Raw genomic sequence first — 16051 nt, 5'->3', positions numbered from 1 at the left:
GCAGCGCCCTCCAAGATTCCTGTATTTGGAGTACAGGTTAGTCCGTGGGGCATGCCGTCGGTTTCGGATGGCGATGTAACGATTCACAAGCCCATGAGCGACCAGATTCTTCATGAATGCGGAATAGCGATGATCCGCCTGCGAAAGCCTCTTTCGTATTACATCGAAAAATATGGCCCCCTGTATGCCATGAATAAGATGTACATCCTGATGGAAAAACAGCATAACCGCGGTCAGGATGGAGCAGGCGTCGCCAACATCAAGATCGACGTAGAATCCGGACACCGTTACATTAGCCGCTATCGTTCCATCAAAGCCCAGCCCGTCGCCCACCTCTTCAAGAAAATCGGCAAGAAGTTCAAGAAAGCCCAAAAAGAAGGAAAAGATAAATTCAAAAATGAACGTTGGTTAAAGGAAAACGTCGCCTTCTCCGGCGAGATCTGGTTGGGTCACTTGCGCTATGGCACCCACGGCCAGAACAGCATCGAAAACGTGCACCCCTTCCTCCGGCAAAACAACTGGCGCAGCCGTAACCTGGTGATGGCCGGCAACTTTAACATGACCAACGTGGACGAGTTGTTCGACCTGTTGGTGGACCTCGGGCAACACCCCAAAGAAAAAGTAGACACCGTCACGGTGATGGAGAAGATCGGCCACTTCCTCGACGAAGAAGTGCAAGGTCTTTTCGAAAAATATAAAGACCAGTTCTCGAATCGCGAGATCTCCGACATCATCGAGAACGAGCTCGACATTCCCCGCATGCTGCGCCGCGCCTGTAAAGATTTTGACGGCGGCTACACCATGGCCGGCATGACCGGTTCGGGTTCTTCGTTTGTCGTGCGCGACCCCAACGGCATTCGCCCCGCCTATTTCTATGCAAACGACGAAGTGGTGGTCGTGGCTTCCGAAAAGCCGGCCATCAAAACAGCTTTCAATGTAGACTACAATCAAATTGAAGAGATCAAGCCCGGTCACGCGCTCGTGATCGACAAGAGCGGCGAGTATGGACAATATGCGATCGTGAAGTCAGGCGAGAAAAAGTCGTGCAGCTTCGAGCGCATTTACTTCTCGCGCGGCAACGACCCCGACATCTACAAAGAACGGAAACAACTGGGACGCCTGCTGGTGCCTCAGGTGCTGCGGTCCATCAACTTCGATATCAAGAACACTGTCTTCTCCTATATTCCCAACACGGCCGAGACCGCGTTCTACGGTTTGATGGCGGGCATCGAAGACTATCTCATCAATAAGCAAAAAGATATCATCATCGACCAGAAGCCGTCGGTGGATTCGTTGGAAGACATTCTCTCCTTCCGTCCGCGCGTGGAAAAGCTGGTATTGAAAGACGTAAAGCTTCGCACCTTCATCACCGACGACGAGCACCGCGACGAGATGGTGGCCCACGTTTACGACACCACCTATGAAGTGATCCGCAAAGGCATCGACACGCTGGTGGTCATCGACGACTCCATCGTCAGGGGCACCACGCTGGAGAAAAGCATTTTGAAAATGCTCGATCGCCTCGAACCGAAAAAGATCGTGGTGGTTTCCTCTGCACCCCAGATCCGCTTCCCCGATTGCTACGGCATCGACATGAGCAAGATGGGTGAGTTCGTGGCTTTCCGTGCCATGATCTCCCTGCTGAAGGATCACGGCAAGGATTATTTGTTGGGTGAAGCCTATGAAAAAAGCATTCGCGCCCGCGGCCATCAGAGCCAACTCAACTACGTGAAGCAATTGTACGAGCCGTTCACCGACGACGAGATCTCGGCAAAGATCTCCGAGATCGTTCGTCCCGCCGATATGAAAGCCGAGCTGGAAGTGATCTTCCAGACCGTAGACAACCTGCACAAAGCCATACCGCATCACACCGGCGACTGGTATTTCACCGGCAACTATCCCACACCCGGTGGTATGAAGGTTGTGAACCGTTCTTATGTGAATTACATGGAAGGCAAGCTGGTGCGGGCCTACTGATCAAGACGCATCGAAAAAATATAAGGGTCATGCCGCTGCGCGCTGCATGGCCCTTCTTTTTTTGTGCACCCCTAACTCGTTCATGCTTTGATGGATAGCGTTACCGGCACGCCATCCCAACGATCAGCAACCAACCTATGCCGTCATCCCCAAGGGGCGTGTTCGTCGGGTTGCATTTTAAATGTTGAAGGAGGTGTGGAAAAACAACGGACTGCGCATCTTCTCCGCGAAGGCTCACGCTTTCATTTTGGATTCTGCAACAAGAAAATACAAAGACTATTTACTATTTTGTATGACTTAACCGACGAACGAATATGAACTATTGGCTGATGAAAACCGAACCCAGCACCTTTTCATGGGACGACCTGGTGCGCGACAAAAAGACGGGTTGGGATGGCGTGAGAAACTTCCAGGCACGCAACAATTTGAAAGCAATGAAAAAAGGCGACCTGGCCTTTATCTATCACAGCATGGACGACAAGGCTGTGGTGGGCATTGCCAAGATCACAAAGGAAAACTATCCCGACCCCAAGGACAAGGATTGGGTTGCGGTAGAGATATCCCCCGAAAAAAAACTAAAGCGGCCCGTCACACTGGCCGAGGTGAAAGCCGACAAGCGCCTGGCCGACATGGTGCTGGTGAAATCCTCACGCCTGTCGGTGCAGCCGGTAACGGCCGCGGAATTCGATATGATCGTTGCCCTCAGTGAGAAAAAAGTAAACTAAAAAAATACCCGATGCGCCCTTTCCCCCGGAACACATCGTCCTTCACGGTCGGCATGCTTTTGCTCATGGCCCTCCTCTGCGCCGCCCAGGCCTCCGTTGCCCAATTGGTGCAGACGCATCGCTTTGAGCGGCATCAGAAAATGTCGGACGATTACTTCAATGTCATTCCGCTGGTGGACGACGGGCTGGCGCTTTTTCGCGAACGCGACAAATTCCAGAACAACAACAAGATCTGGGAGCTCATTTTGCTGGACACCGCCCTGCAGGAAAAGAAGACCATCGAACTGGAAGTGAACAGCCGCAACAAGATGATCGGCTATGAAGTGACACTGGGAACGCTGTTCTTGCTCTACCGCACGGGTGAGACCAACAAAAATGATTTCGAGATCGTGGAGATCAATCTCAAAACCTGGGAGAACGTCAAACATCATTTCAAACCCGACCTGGATTTCAAGCTGACACACTTTATCAAGGCCGGCAGCAACTTCATCTTCGGGGGCTATGTGAACAACGAACCCGCCGTGTTGCTGTTCGAGCTTCCCAACAATCACATCCGCGTCCTACCCGGCTTCTTTCAAAAAGACACGGAATTGGTGGACCTGCGGACCAACCTAAACCAGACTTTCAACACCGTGCTCATCGACCGCGGCGGCTCAAAGGAAAATCGCAAGCTGGTGTTCCGCACGTTCGACGACACCGGCAAGCAACTCCTGGAAGACCTTGTCCCCATCGATGAAAATAAAGCCCTGCAGGCCGGTATCACCAGCGCGCTGGCGCGCGAAGACCTCAGCATCCTGGGCACCTGGGGCGAACGAAACTCCAAACAGTCCATCGGCTTCTATTTTGTGACCATCGATCCCTTCAACGAACAGAAAATAAAATTCCTGGACGTTGGCCAACTTTCGCACTACCTCGACTACCTCAGCCCAAAGCGTGCCGCCCGCATCAAGGAAAGCTCCAAACAAGACCTGGCCGATGGCAAGATCCCCAATTTCACCAGTTATGTACAGCCGTATAAAGTGATGGAGTATGAACACGGCTACCTATTGCTGGCGGAGGTATTCAACCCCGTGTCGAACATGAATCCCTATTATTCCAACCCGTATTACTACAATCCGTATTATAGTCCATACGGGATGAACTCGTATTACCCCGGTTATTACTACCCGGGAATGGGCCGTATGTATCGCCCCTATGCCTACGGCAACAACACCAAGAATGTGGACGAGATCAAGGCTACGGAGAGCGTGGTGGTCTCCTTCGATCCCACGGGTAAAGTGCAGTGGGATCACAGCTTTAAAATCGCCGATGTAAAGATGTCGGGCATCGAGCAGGTTTCGGATTTCTACCTGGACGAGAAGAAGCTTTTTTTGCTCTATAAAAAGGAATCGGAACTGAAATTGAAATCTATTGTTCTATCGGAAGACAGCGCCTCCGAAAGTTCGGCAAAGATGCTGGTCAGTGACCCGGTAGACGAAATACGGTCGGAAAAAGAAGGGGAAGGCAGCGTGCGGTACTGGACCGGCAACAGTTTTTATGTGTGGGGCTATCAAACCGTGCGCAATGTCACGAAAGCGGATAGAGTACGCGATGTATTCTACATCATTAAGGTGGAAGTCCACTAGGGTTGTCCTTTGGCTTTTGCTGACCTGCTGCCTGCAACCGAGCTTTGCTCAACAGTTGCAGCAAAGTAACCGCTATGAGCTTCCGCTGTCGCGCGACGAAAACTTCTTCGAGATCATCCCCGCACAAGACCACGGCGTTTATCTCTACCGCCGCCTGGCGTCACACCCCACCGACCAGTTGGAGTTGATCAAACTGGACACCGTCTTTCACGAGGACTGGAAGGGCTATCTCCCCGTGGATCGCAAGCTCCTGCTGATGGGAAAGAAAACCGATAGCGATTATCTCTATTTGCTTTTCCGTTATTATGACTATACACGCAACGACTTCCAGGTGGTGGCACTCGACCACAGCAATGGAAAATTCATCGTCCACGTGATCCGCAATTTTATTCCCTTTGCGCCCTCGGAGTTCCAGGTGACAAAAAACGGCGTGCTCATTGGCGGATATTATAATCACGTCCCAGTGGTGATGTATTATTCCTTCGCCACCCATAAATCAAAAATACTGCCGGGCCTGGCCAACGAAACGGGCGAGCTCACCCAGATCAAACTCTATCCCGACGCCACGTTCGATGTCGTGATCTGTGCGCGCAACTTTGAAGGACAAAAAACGGTGTGGCTAAAGAACTATGACGCGGACGGCAACCTTCAAAACAACTTTGCGCTTCGACCGGAGCTTGGCAAGCACCTCATCTTCGCGCGCTCCATGAAGACCACCGACAACACGCAATTGATCGCCGGCGTCTACGGCGCGCGCAACTCCGAATATTCGCGCGGTCTTTTCCTGGCCAGCGTCGACGAGAAGGGAGCGGAAAGACTGCGCTACTATGGTTATGGCGACCTGGAGAACTTCTTCAAATACATGAAAGCCAAACGTGAGGCGCGGGTGAAGGAACGCATCCAGCGACGGAAGATCAAAGGCAAAAAAATAAAATTCAACTACCGCTTCCTCGTGCACGAGATCGTGCCTTATAATAATCAATACGTGTTGCTCGGCGAAGCCTTCTATCCACACTACACCACCATCTCATCGGGATATGGCTCGTTTGGCAACCCCTACTTCAATGGTTCCATGATCCGCGATGGTCGTATCTTCGATGGCTATCAATATACCCACGCCGTGGTGATGGGCTTCGACCACCAGGGCAGGTTGTTGTGGGACAACAGTTTTGAGATCAACGACGTTCGCACCTACACGCTGGAACAGTTTGTAAAGCTGGAAGTAAAGAAAGACAAAATTGTACTGCTCTACCTTTTCGAGAATCAGTTACGCACCAAGATCATCCAGAACAATGAAGTGCTGGAGGGCAAAACGTTTGAACCCATTCGTACGCACTCGACCAATGAAATTGTGAAGCGCGATCAAAGCGACATCAATAAGCTGGAGTATTGGTACAACGGCTATTTTTATGCCTACGGTGTGCAGGAGATCACGGGCCCTTCAGGAAAACGCAGGGTGTTCTACATCAACAAGATCACGTATCAATAGGCAACAGCGTAGTGTACGATCACTCATCCCGTTCCAGCCGGTTGTCGCCCTGGCGGATGTGGTGTTGGATGTCTTGAATGATGTCCCAATCGAAGTTCGGGAAGTTGTGGTCGATGGTTTCGATGATGGACACGATCTGCTTTTGCAAGAGCCCGAATTTTTTATCGCGCTTCTCGTAGTGAACGCTGAATTTCTTCAACCAATAGTAGCGATTCACCAGGCAGGCCAACGCATCGGGGCGGATGCGCTTTAGCAGGTGTGGCATGTGTGTTAGAAAAAGGTAGTTGCGCAAGGGCATCGAGCCTTTGATAAACGAGAAGGTCAGCACGATGTCGTGTAGGTCGTCCGTGATGTTGTCCAGTTGTTTTCTGTCGATTCGGTCGAAATAGGAAGGTCCGAGAATATGAAGGGTGTCTAGCCCGCCCGTGTTCGGTAGTTTGCTCACAAAAAATAGGTTTGCGTTCGTCATATCGCTTCCATTCGTTAAACGCTTCAAATGTGACCCGATCCTCTGAAAGTTTTTTGCAGTTCACAAAATCGGCAGAAAACCATGCTTGCGTGGTTCTTAGAAAACGGGTATAGAGTCCCGTCATTAACTTCGGTAGTGGAAAACTTTTTTCTATGGTCGTGCATCCTTCAAAGGATTAGGAATTCATTTCAGCTTTTAATAGATTGACTCATGTCAAAAAAAATACTCTTCGCCGCCATCGTTTGGGCGGCCGTTGCCTGTCATCAGAAAAAAAGCGACGCACCATCAACATTTTCTATTCAAGCACAGGTGAACGGGTTTGCCGACAGCACGTGGTTTTTCCTTGAGTATAATGATCATGTATTGGATTCAGCACAGGTCATGCATGATCATTTTCAGATCGAAGGTCCATTTCCCGATTCCTTGCCGGCGGCACAAATGATCCTGCATACGAAGAACTACACCGACTATAAATTCTTTTGGGCCGAACCTGCTGCGCTAACGCTTACGGGCGAGAAAGGAAAATTCAGAGGCACAACGATAACAGGATCTGCAACACAGCAAGTGAATGATCAGTATGAAGCATTCCTCGACCCCGGCCGGGAGGAAGTAGACAGCCTGAGAAGACTTATCTATTCTCCCATATCACAAGCCAAGGCCGACACAACAATGTTGATGACACAATTGCGCGCCGCCGAAACCGCCTTGCAGAATCGCTCGATAACTTTCCTGCGCGATCACCCCGAATCGATCGTCAGCGCGAATATTCTCAGCATCATGGGTTCGACGTATGGAAGGGAAGCCACCCAGGAATTGTATGATCATTTTACCGAGGCCAACAAACAAACCTCGTTCGGCAAAGACATTCACCGGTATCTCACGCTGAGTCGCGACCTGAAGATCAACGATCACTATGCCGACTTCGAACAGTCGACACCCGAAGGCACGCGACTGAAACTCTCGGCTGTATCCGGCAAACTCGTCCTGCTCGAGTTCTGGGCTTCGTGGTGCGGACCGTGCCGCCAGGAGAATCCTGCATTGGTGAAGACCTACGCCGAGTTTCGCAAAAAGGGATTCGAGATATTGGGTGTCTCCCTCGACAACAAGCGCGCCCCCTGGATGGCCGCCATTCAAAACGACAGCTTACCGTGGCCGCAGGTCAGCGACCTGAAAGGAGCCCATAATGAAGCCGCCCTGATCTATGACGTCAATGGCATCCCCATGAACTTTCTCATCGACGACAAGGGCGTTATCGTGGCCAAATCTCTTCGCGGCGAAGAGTTGCGAAAGCGATTGGCGGAAATGTTGAAGTAGGTCCGCACAGCCTTTTTTTATTACCTGCTGGGCGTCCGGGGATTTATCTTTCGGTAATTATTATATTTGCCTGGCAATTATGCAGAAAAAACTCATCCTCGACACCGATCTCCTGGACATTACCATAAGGCGTCTTTGCCAGCAATTAATTGAAAATCACAACGATTTCGCGGATACGGTCATCATCGGCATGCAGCCCCGGGGCATTTTCCTGGCCGAGATCATCCACCGGAAATTAGAGCAGGACACGGGTAAGACCATTTTATTGGGCTACCTGGATGCCACGTTCTATCGCGACGATTTCAGACGCCGCGAGACCCCCGTCAAAGCCAACGAAACCCGCGTTCCGTTTATCATCGAAGGCAAAAAAGTGGTACTGGTAGACGACGTGTTGTTCACAGGCCGGTCTATCCGCGCAGCCATGGATGCCATGATCGCCTTTGGCCGGCCCGCCACCGTGGAACTGCTGGTACTCATCGATCGCAAATACAACCGCGAATTGCCCATCGCCGCCGACTACATCGGCAAAGTGGTAAATACCCTCACGTCGCAGCGCGTGCTGGTGGAGCTGGAAGCCCAAGGTCATAAGCAAAATAAAATCTGGTTGATCAACAAGGATTAAGGTCTATGTCTAAACTCAGTCAAAAACACCTGCTTGGTATCAAAGACATCACCCCGGAAGACATTGAACTTATTTTTGAGACCGCCGACAATTTCAAAGAGGTCATCAACCGCCCCATCAAGAAAGTGCCCTCGTTGCGGGATGTGACCATCGCCAACGTATTTTTCGAAAACTCCACACGTACCCGTCTCTCGTTCGAACTGGCCCAAAAACGATTGTCGGCCGACGTCATCAACTTTTCGGCCTCCAACAGTTCCGTGAAAAAGGGAGAGACGCTGCTGGATACCGTCAACAACATCTTGGCGATGAAGGTGGACATGATCGTGATGCGCCACGCGAGTCCCGGGGCACCGCATTACCTGGCCAAACACATTTCCGCCAACATCGTGAACGCCGGCGACGGCACCCACGAACACCCCACCCAAGCCCTGCTCGACGCCTTTTCGATCCGGGAAAAACTGGGCGACCTGGCGGGTAAAAAGATCGCCATCATCGGCGACATCCTGCATTCGCGGGTGGCGCTCTCCAATATCTTCGCTTTGAAAAAGCTGGGCGCCAAAGTGATGGTGTGCGGCCCGCCAACCCTGTTGCCCAAGTTCATTGCCCAACTGGGCGTGGAGGTGGAGCTGGATGTCAAAAAAGCCCTGCAATGGTGCGATGTGGCCAACGTGCTGCGCATCCAGCTGGAGCGCCAGCAGATTAAATATTTCCCTTCCCTGCGCGAATATTCGCTGTATTATGGCATCAACAAGCGGATGTTGGACGGTCTCAAAAAGCAGATCATCATCATGCACCCCGGCCCCATCAACCGGGGCGTCGAACTGACCAGCGATGCCGCCGATTCGCCGCATTCCATCATCCTGGACCAGGTGGAAAACGGCGTTGCCGTGCGCATGGCGGTGCTCTACCTCCTGGCCGGAGCCAAGTAACAAAGTCCTCCGAAAAGGCCTGAAAACGGGCATTTTCCCTTGCTTCCTCCCATCCCTTTTCCTGACATCGCGCTATAATTTTCCGTAATTTTGTCCCTCTATTAAAACGCGGAGCATGATCTACAATTCCATCATTGAAACCATCGGGAACACCCCCATGGTGCGGCTGAACAAAATGACGAAAGGTATCGCCGGAACCATCCTGGCGAAAGTGGAATACTTTAATCCCGGGAACTCCACTAAAGATCGCATGGCTCTGAAAATGGTGGAAGACGCCGAAAAGGCAGGCCTCCTCAAACCCGGTGGAACGATCATTGAAGGCACGTCCGGCAACACGGGCATGGGACTGGCGCTGGCCGCGGCCGCAAAAGGCTATCGCTGCATCTTTACGATGGCCGATAAACAATCACAAGAAAAGATCAACATCCTGAAATCCGTTGGCGCGGAAGTCATCGTGTGCCCTACCAACGTGGCCCCTGACGATCCACGCTCCTACTACTCCATTGCGCGCAAGCTCAACAAGGAGATCGCCAACTCGTTTTATCCCAATCAATACGATAACCTAAGCAACACGGCAGCGCACTACGAAACCACGGGACCCGAGATCTGGAAACAAACCGAAGGCAAGATCACACACTATGTGGCGACGGTCGGCACCGGTGGCTCCATGTGTGGCACCGCCAAGTATCTGAAAGAACAAAATCCCAAGCTGGTCACCGTCGGCATCGACACCTACGGTTCCGTGTTCAAAAAATATAAAGAGACCGGCATCTTCGACGAGAACGAGATCTATCCTTATCTCACCGAAGGTTTTGGCGAAGACATTCTGCCCAAGAACGTAAACTTCAATGTGATCGATCACTTCATCAAGGTGACCGACAAGGATGGTGCCATTGGTGCACGCCGGCTGTCGCGTGAGGAAGGTTTGTTCGTGGGATGGTCCAGCGGTTCGGCGATCCACGGCGCACTGGAATATGCGCGCGAACATTTGAAGAAGGACGATATGATGGTGATCCTTCTTCCCGATCATGGCACGCGCTACCTGGCCAAGGTCTACAACGACCAATGGATGAAGGACCACGGTTTCCTCGAAACCCGTTCGTTCGGGTCGGCCCGCGAGATCATTGCCAGCCGCAATGGCAAGAACAGTTTGTACACCGTCAGCAAGACCTCGAAGGTGGGCGATGCCATCCTGGTGATGAACCGCGAAGGCATCGATCAGATCCCGGTAACGGAGAATGAAAACTTCGTGGGCAGCGTTAGCTCCAGCAGTTTGCTGGAGAAGATCATCCAGGACCCGCAACTCCAAACCAAGCAAGTCGGCGACATCATGGACAAGCCCATGCAGTTCGTGGCGCCCGACAGCACCCTGGATGTACTTTCATCGCTTTTGAACAAAGACAACAAAGCCGTTTTGGTGAGAGATGCACAAGAGAAGGTGCACATCATTACCCAACACGATGTCTTGAAGGCCATGACGAGTTAACCGGTCTGCCGGAGGTTACTGCTCCTCCCCCTGGGCGTATCAAGAATCAATCTTCTCGGATTTGAAGTTTCCCTTTATCATACTCGTTCTGTTTCTTTCCGTGAGCACTTCGCTGGCGCAATTCACGTTGCCCGATAGTATCCAACAGAAGTTCATGGGAATAGCGCTCGACAGCAACTATGTGATCAAACTGAATGCGCTGGCCTCGTCGTACCTGAAGACCAACCCGGCCGCCTCGCGGCACGTCAGTTCTTACGTGATCAACCTTTCTACACAATTGAAATATACCCGCGGCTATGCGCGGGCGCTCACGGTGATGGGAAACTCCTATTGGTATGAAGGCATCTACGAATTTGCTCAAAACTATTATCTGCTGGCGGCCCGTCAATACCTGAGCATTCACGACAGCTTTGGCTTGTCGGGTGTATACAACAACATCGGTGAGGTGAACAAGCGGCTGGGTGAAAACGAGCGCGCACTGGAATACCTGCAGCGTTCGCTGGATCTGAAACGCGGCGACTCCACCCGTGCGCTGACGCTCTACAACATCGGTGAGCTTTACGTGACCATGCGCCAATACGGCAAAGCCGAGGATTACCTGAACCATGCGCTCACGCTGGCTCAAGTGAGCAAAGACGAACGCGTCATCGCCTATTGCCATTGGTGTTTTGCCCGCATCAACGTGGAGCGAAAAGATTATACAAAGGCCTTCCGGGAATTTCAATCGGCGCAGGACGCCTGGATCGCATTGGGCGAAACGCGGTCGCTCATTCAAACCTACCAGGACATGGCCCGCGCGCGACGCCTGGAGGGCAACCTCAACGAAGCGCTCCAGTATCTCAACAAGGCCTCCGCCCTATCGAAAACGCTCCAGGTGCCCGACCTGCGCATCACGGCCTTCCTGGAGTACTTCCGCATCGACAGCACCCTGGGACACTACGACCGCGCCCTGTATTTTCTGACGCGCCACAATGCGCTCAAGGATAGCGTGTATTCGCTGCTGAAATCGGAACAGGTGGAAAGGGTGCAGGCCATCTACGAAACGGAAATGCGCGAGCGCGAGAACCGGGAGCTGCGCATCGAGAAAGAATTGAAGGATACGCAATTGATCGAACGCGAGAATCTGATCGCTGCGGTGTCCATTTTATTGGTCATCACTGCTGTATTTGCGATCATCCTATTTCGCCAACGCCGGAAGATCCTCGTGGCCAATGCCGATCTGAAAGGGAAGAATGAGGAGATCCATTCCCAGAAAAATTCTATCGAACTCCAAGCCGCGTCGCTGTTGAAACTGAACGAGACCCTGCAGGAGCTAAACCGCTCGTTGGAGACCCGCATCGACGAACGCTCGCGCCAATTGGTGGTTCAAAATCAGAAGCTTGCGGAATATACCTTTGTGAATGCGCACAAACTGAGGGCGCCGGTCGCGAGCATGCTGGGACTGATCAGCCTGATCCAACAAGCTGACCCGCAGGAGCACGAGATCATTTTGAAACATTTAAAAACCTGTGGCGACCAACTGGACTGCATCATCCGCGAGATCAGCCAAAACCTGGAGGCCTCTATCCATCCCGAGAAACGCGACTAGTTCTCCAGGATCTCTACCTCGACACGCACGTTTTCCTGTGCCCGCGTACTGTTCTTATCCTGCAGCGGCCGTTTACCGCCCCATGCTTTGATCTCGATACGCTCGGTGTCGATGCCATTGGCCACGAGGTAGTCGCGAATGATCTCGGCACGCGCTTCCGACAATTGCTTGGCCGAGCCAAAGCCTTCCTTGGTGTCGGAAAGCGAAAAGAAATTCTTGCTGTCTTTTGCCGGGGAAATGATTTTGCCCGCAGCGCTACCGTTGGTGTGGCCGTGAAGCTTTATTCTATACTTCGGATTCTCGTTAAGCATTTCCAGTAAGCTGGTCACCTCATAACGCGACTCGGGCCGCATGATCGCGGCGTCCTTAAAGAAGAATACATTGTACATAACGGCCACGTCGCCTTTTTGCAGACGCACCAGGTCAAAGGGCACGACGATGTCGCCCTGATCGTCGGTAGCGATGCCCTCGCCTTCCGGGGCATTATAATTGAGGTCGTGTTGCACTTTGCGATAGCCGAACACTTCGGATACCAGCGAGATCTGTCCCGACTTGTTGGCGGGTGTCGAGACCTTTACGGGGGCGTTTCCTTTGTAGGTTCCCATTTTGCGTGCGCGCTCCGTGTCGATGGCATCTACCTCGCCTTCCACCTGGGTTTGGTCCATCGCGCGAATGAGTTTGAAAAAGAAACGTTTCCCCTCCACGCCATTGTCCGGCTCCGCCTTCGCGGTGGTGGGGGCAGGTGTGGTCGTTGTTGGTGAGGTGGTTGATACTGCCGGTGAAGTTGCCTGTTCACTTGTGGGGGCTGCCGGAGATGCCCCGGCGGGCGACAACGAACGGCTCTGTTCCTGGGCGGTCCCGGTGGGAGCAGACGAGCCCGGCGAAGTAGCTTTGGTCTCCTTTGATGAAGCCGGATCGCGACGCTTCACATCGGCCATGCTCTGGCGGGTTTCCGGGTTGATGTCGGTGCCGCTGGCATCGGCGATCACTCCGGCACTCTGTTTACCGAGTGGCCCGTGATAGACCCACGTATCGGTATATTCGGATTCCTGTCGCAGCCGCAGCGCCTCGCGGATGGCCAGCGAGTGGTCGTCCGTGCTCAGCACATAGACATAGTACAGGTTCCGGTTGGCATTCATTTCAAACCGGGCGTTCACTTTCAGCTCCGAGTGGGCCCGGGCCGTGAATCGCAGCGCGTTTCGATGCACCGAAAAGGCGCCGATAACGACATAGTTCGGAGTTTCCTCCATCGGCGCTTGCTCCAAACGCGCCGCTACGGTAGGTTGATCAAAAAAGATAATGGCTAAAATCCCTACCAGTGCAAAAAATCTGTAGGTCTTCATAACACTGGGTTTATTGTGCAAGCACAAAAAGTTCCACGAATATAGCAAAGAATCAACAAAATACAATTAAGATTCTACCTGTCAGGGGCTTACATTTTTGACAGTACTTCGAAAGATTGTTCCACAGATTCGCCGTTCTCGTCCACCAGGGTGAGGGTGTGCCGACCTTCGCCCAGCCGCAGCGGCAACTTGTGGGTGCGCTGGGTGCTGCCGATATACTCCCCATCGAGATGCCAATAGACCAGCGTCGTGGCATTGCGGTGTGCTAACTCAAAAACAGTGCTACCCAACGTACCGTCTAGATCACGCGGGATAAAAATTTTTGCGCCCGGCTTGGGATAGATCAGGTCCATCATGGCCACGCCCGATGCCACTTCACAATCTTTTCGGAAAGGAGGTAGTGAGCGATACGATAGCGCATGAGCCTTAAAATAATATTCCTGCGCAGGGGGCAACACAAACCACCGGGTTTCCACCATGCGTGCCGCAGGCTCACAAGAATTGTGCACCCTGAATTTTTTGTCCTTGGTGAGGTATACCGTTTTGTGATACGGGCACGCCGCGCTTTGCAATCCCTGTTTCACCACCCAGGCAGTATCCACTACGTTGCATTGTGGCGTGTTGCGATGGCCACTTTCGGCACAGACGGTGATCTGCTCCATCTCCATGCGCGGAAGTTGGAACCATCGCTGGCCATCCAGCTGGGCAAAGATATCGAAGAGGAGTGGCGAGGCGGCATCTGTTCCCGTGAGGCCCGGGCGTCCTTCGCCGTCGGCGTTGCCCACCCATACGCCCACCACATAGTCGGGTGTGACGCCAATGGCCCAGCCGTCGCGAAAGCCAAAGCTGGTGCCCGTTTTCCAGGCGATCTTTTTGGAACTATTGAAATAGCGCCAGCCCGTTTCTTCGCCGGGGCGATAGACTTCTTTCAGCGCATCAAAAGTTTGATAGATGGCGCCGGCGCTTAGCCATGAGGTTGCATCCAGCGCAGGCGTTTCCTGGGTGGTATCGACTGGCAAGTATTGCAGGGAATGAAAGTCATTGCGGTCGTAGCGGTTTGAACCGGGATGGCCGAAATAGTTCGTGAGCGTGCGCGCCATGGACGCGTACATGCCCGTAATATCCCACAGCGTGCCTTCGGCACCTCCGAGGATGAGAGACAAACCATAGTGATCGGCGGGCTTGGTCAACGTAGAAAAACCGATGTTGCCGAGCAGCGTATGAAATTTTTCATACCGGTAGCTTCTTAGGAGATGGACCGCAGGGATGTTCAACGACCGGATCAAAGCTTTGTCGGCCGCCACGGCGCCGTCATAGCTATGCGAAAAATTCTTCGGAGAGAAACCGTTGATAAAGGTAGGCACATCGGGAACGAGCGTATGCGGCAATATTTTTCCTTCATCCAGCATGGCAGCATAGAGAAAGGGTTTGAGAATGCTGCCGGTGCTGCGGGGCGCCGTCACGACGTCTACGGCGTCGCCATAGTTTCCGGGAACTTTGGTTTCGGTATTTCCCACATAGGCCAATACATTGCCCGTGCGCACATCGGCAACAAGGGCTGCGGCATTAAAGATCTGATTGCTGGCGAGCCGTTGATGATGTTCATTTACCAACTGCTCGATCCGCAGTTGGAGGCCGGCTCGCAACGTTGTTTTCACTTTATAACCCTCTCCACCCTCTTTCGCCACCCGCGCCAACAAGTGGCGGGCCAGGCGTGGCAACGGCTGGGGTGCCTCTGGAATGGGCTCATCCTGGGCCAGCGAACAAGCAAACGCATCGATGACACCTTGCGCTTTCAAGGCCTCCAGCACTCGGTCGCGCTTAGCCTTCAAACGCTCCCGGTTCTTCCCGGGGTGCATCAGCGACGGTGCGTTGGGCAACACCGCCAGCAACGCCGCTTCTCCCCAGGAAAGCTCTTGGGGGTCGCGGCCAAAATATCGCCAACATGCGGCTTCCAACCCTACCACATTTCCGCCGAAGGGCGCATGTGACGCATAGAGCGACAAGATCTCGTCTTTAGAAAGGCGCCACTCCAGGCGCGTGGCCAACAGCATCTCCATCGCTTTCTGAAAAACCGTGCGCGCCTTCCCCCGTCGCGACAACCGGATGACCTGCATGGTAATGGTGCTGCCCCCGCTCACCACACTCCGTGCCTGAATATTTTGTCGTATGGCACGCCCCATGGAAAGCAGATCGACTCCCGGGTGATGGCGAAAGCGTTTGTCTTCGTACACCAGCAAGGCCGTAGAAAATTTCTCTGGCACTGATTTGATCTCCGGAAAACGCCACTGCCCGTCGGCGGCAATGGTGGCCCCCAACAGTTCGCCCTGAGCATCTTCCAGCACGGTGCAATACGGATCGTCGAACAGGCGGCGGGGGAGAATAAAATAATAGACAACAAGAAGAAGCACCGTCGCCACAACCCATACCCTATACTTCAGCAGGCGTTTCATTTCTTTGATAAAAAAAGGTCCGCGTACCTGC

Annotated in this window: 12 protein-coding genes; 9 read left to right on the top strand and 3 right to left on the bottom strand. The window is 52.8% G+C overall.

What is annotated here, in order from left to right:
- Window positions 1-93: 93 nt before the first annotated feature.
- The 4 genes from D4L85_RS12830 to D4L85_RS12815 all read left to right on the top strand — a co-directional run bounded on the left by D4L85_RS12830 (window position 94) and on the right by D4L85_RS12815 (window position 5816).
- Window positions 94-1977 carry an amidophosphoribosyltransferase gene (locus D4L85_RS12830; protein ID WP_119758764.1) on the top strand — a complete coding sequence of 628 codons (1884 nt, stop codon included), beginning with the start codon at window positions 94-96 and terminating at the stop codon, window positions 1975-1977.
- A 314-nt stretch (window positions 1978-2291) separates the two neighbouring features.
- Entirely contained in the window at window positions 2292-2702 is a 411-nt protein-coding gene (locus tag D4L85_RS12825) for an EVE domain-containing protein (protein ID WP_119754683.1), read from the top strand.
- A gap of 11 nt (window positions 2703-2713) precedes the next feature.
- Complete coding sequence (locus D4L85_RS12820) at window positions 2714-4327, top strand: hypothetical protein (RefSeq protein WP_160143697.1); 1614 nt, start codon at window positions 2714-2716, stop codon at window positions 4325-4327.
- Between the two features lie 16 nt (window positions 4328-4343).
- Window positions 4344-5816 carry a hypothetical protein gene (locus D4L85_RS12815; protein ID WP_119754681.1) on the top strand — a complete coding sequence of 491 codons (1473 nt, stop codon included), beginning with the start codon at window positions 4344-4346 and terminating at the stop codon, window positions 5814-5816.
- A 19-nt stretch (window positions 5817-5835) separates the two neighbouring features.
- Here D4L85_RS12815 and D4L85_RS12810 read toward each other — a convergent pair whose 3' ends face one another.
- Window positions 5836-6261 (bottom strand): hypothetical protein, encoded by a 426-nt coding sequence (locus D4L85_RS12810; protein ID WP_160143696.1) that lies wholly within the window; start codon window positions 6259-6261, stop codon window positions 5836-5838.
- 234 nt (window positions 6262-6495) lie between these two features.
- Here D4L85_RS12810 and D4L85_RS12805 point away from each other — a divergent pair, with 234 nt between their 5' ends.
- The 5 genes from D4L85_RS12805 to D4L85_RS12785 all read left to right on the top strand — a co-directional run bounded on the left by D4L85_RS12805 (window position 6496) and on the right by D4L85_RS12785 (window position 12224).
- Entirely contained in the window at window positions 6496-7599 is a 1104-nt protein-coding gene (locus D4L85_RS12805) for a peroxiredoxin family protein (protein ID WP_119754679.1), read from the top strand.
- A gap of 79 nt (window positions 7600-7678) precedes the next feature.
- Window positions 7679-8221, top strand: a complete 543-nt coding sequence (pyrR, locus tag D4L85_RS12800; RefSeq protein ID WP_174236153.1) for a bifunctional pyr operon transcriptional regulator/uracil phosphoribosyltransferase PyrR — start codon at window positions 7679-7681, stop codon at window positions 8219-8221.
- Between the two features lie 5 nt (window positions 8222-8226).
- Complete coding sequence (locus tag D4L85_RS12795) at window positions 8227-9150, top strand: aspartate carbamoyltransferase catalytic subunit (RefSeq protein WP_073133545.1); 924 nt, start codon at window positions 8227-8229, stop codon at window positions 9148-9150.
- A 115-nt stretch (window positions 9151-9265) separates the two neighbouring features.
- A complete protein-coding gene (locus tag D4L85_RS12790) occupies window positions 9266-10636 on the top strand; it encodes a pyridoxal-phosphate dependent enzyme (protein ID WP_119754677.1) in 1371 nt (456 codons plus the stop codon).
- A gap of 61 nt (window positions 10637-10697) precedes the next feature.
- Complete coding sequence (locus tag D4L85_RS12785; protein ID WP_119754676.1) at window positions 10698-12224, top strand: tetratricopeptide repeat protein; 1527 nt, start codon at window positions 10698-10700, stop codon at window positions 12222-12224.
- Here D4L85_RS12785 and D4L85_RS12780 read toward each other — a convergent pair.
- Both D4L85_RS12780 and pbpC read right to left on the bottom strand, forming a co-directional pair.
- Complete coding sequence (locus D4L85_RS12780; protein WP_119754675.1) at window positions 12221-13567, bottom strand: OmpA family protein; 1347 nt, start codon at window positions 13565-13567, stop codon at window positions 12221-12223. The two genes, D4L85_RS12785 and D4L85_RS12780, sit on opposite strands and share 4 nt — an antisense overlap.
- An 89-nt stretch (window positions 13568-13656) precedes the next feature.
- Window positions 13657-16020: a penicillin-binding protein 1C gene (pbpC, locus tag D4L85_RS12775; RefSeq protein ID WP_119754674.1), complete on the bottom strand. Its 2364-nt coding sequence runs from the start codon at window positions 16018-16020 to the stop codon at window positions 13657-13659.
- Window positions 16021-16051 lie beyond the last annotated feature (31 nt).

The sequence above is a fragment of the Chryseolinea soli genome (assembly GCF_003589925.1).
GTDB classification, from domain to species: domain Bacteria; phylum Bacteroidota; class Bacteroidia; order Cytophagales; family Cyclobacteriaceae; genus Chryseolinea; species Chryseolinea soli.
The sequence above is the reverse complement of the archived record's forward strand: the minus strand, read 5'-3'. Positions and strand labels throughout refer to the sequence as shown.

What these genes read in the sequence shown, in the direction of transcription:
- D4L85_RS12830 (WP_119758764.1), top strand. Translation starts at nt 94, where the DNA reads ATGAGCGACCAGATTCTTCATGAATGCGGAATAGCGATGATCCGCCTG.
- D4L85_RS12825 (WP_119754683.1), top strand. Translation starts at nt 2,292, where the DNA reads ATGAACTATTGGCTGATGAAAACCGAACCCAGCACCTTTTCATGGGAC.
- D4L85_RS12820 (WP_160143697.1), top strand. Translation starts at nt 2,714, where the DNA reads ATGCGCCCTTTCCCCCGGAACACATCGTCCTTCACGGTCGGCATGCTT.
- D4L85_RS12805 (WP_119754679.1), top strand. Translation starts at nt 6,496, where the DNA reads ATGTCAAAAAAAATACTCTTCGCCGCCATCGTTTGGGCGGCCGTTGCC.
- pyrR (WP_174236153.1), top strand. Translation starts at nt 7,679, where the DNA reads ATGCAGAAAAAACTCATCCTCGACACCGATCTCCTGGACATTACCATA.
- D4L85_RS12795 (WP_073133545.1), top strand. Translation starts at nt 8,227, where the DNA reads ATGTCTAAACTCAGTCAAAAACACCTGCTTGGTATCAAAGACATCACC.
- D4L85_RS12790 (WP_119754677.1), top strand. Translation starts at nt 9,266, where the DNA reads ATGATCTACAATTCCATCATTGAAACCATCGGGAACACCCCCATGGTG.
- D4L85_RS12780 (WP_119754675.1), bottom strand. Translation starts at nt 13,567, where the DNA reads ATGAAGACCTACAGATTTTTTGCACTGGTAGGGATTTTAGCCATTATC.
- pbpC (WP_119754674.1), bottom strand. Translation starts at nt 16,020, where the DNA reads ATGAAACGCCTGCTGAAGTATAGGGTATGGGTTGTGGCGACGGTGCTT.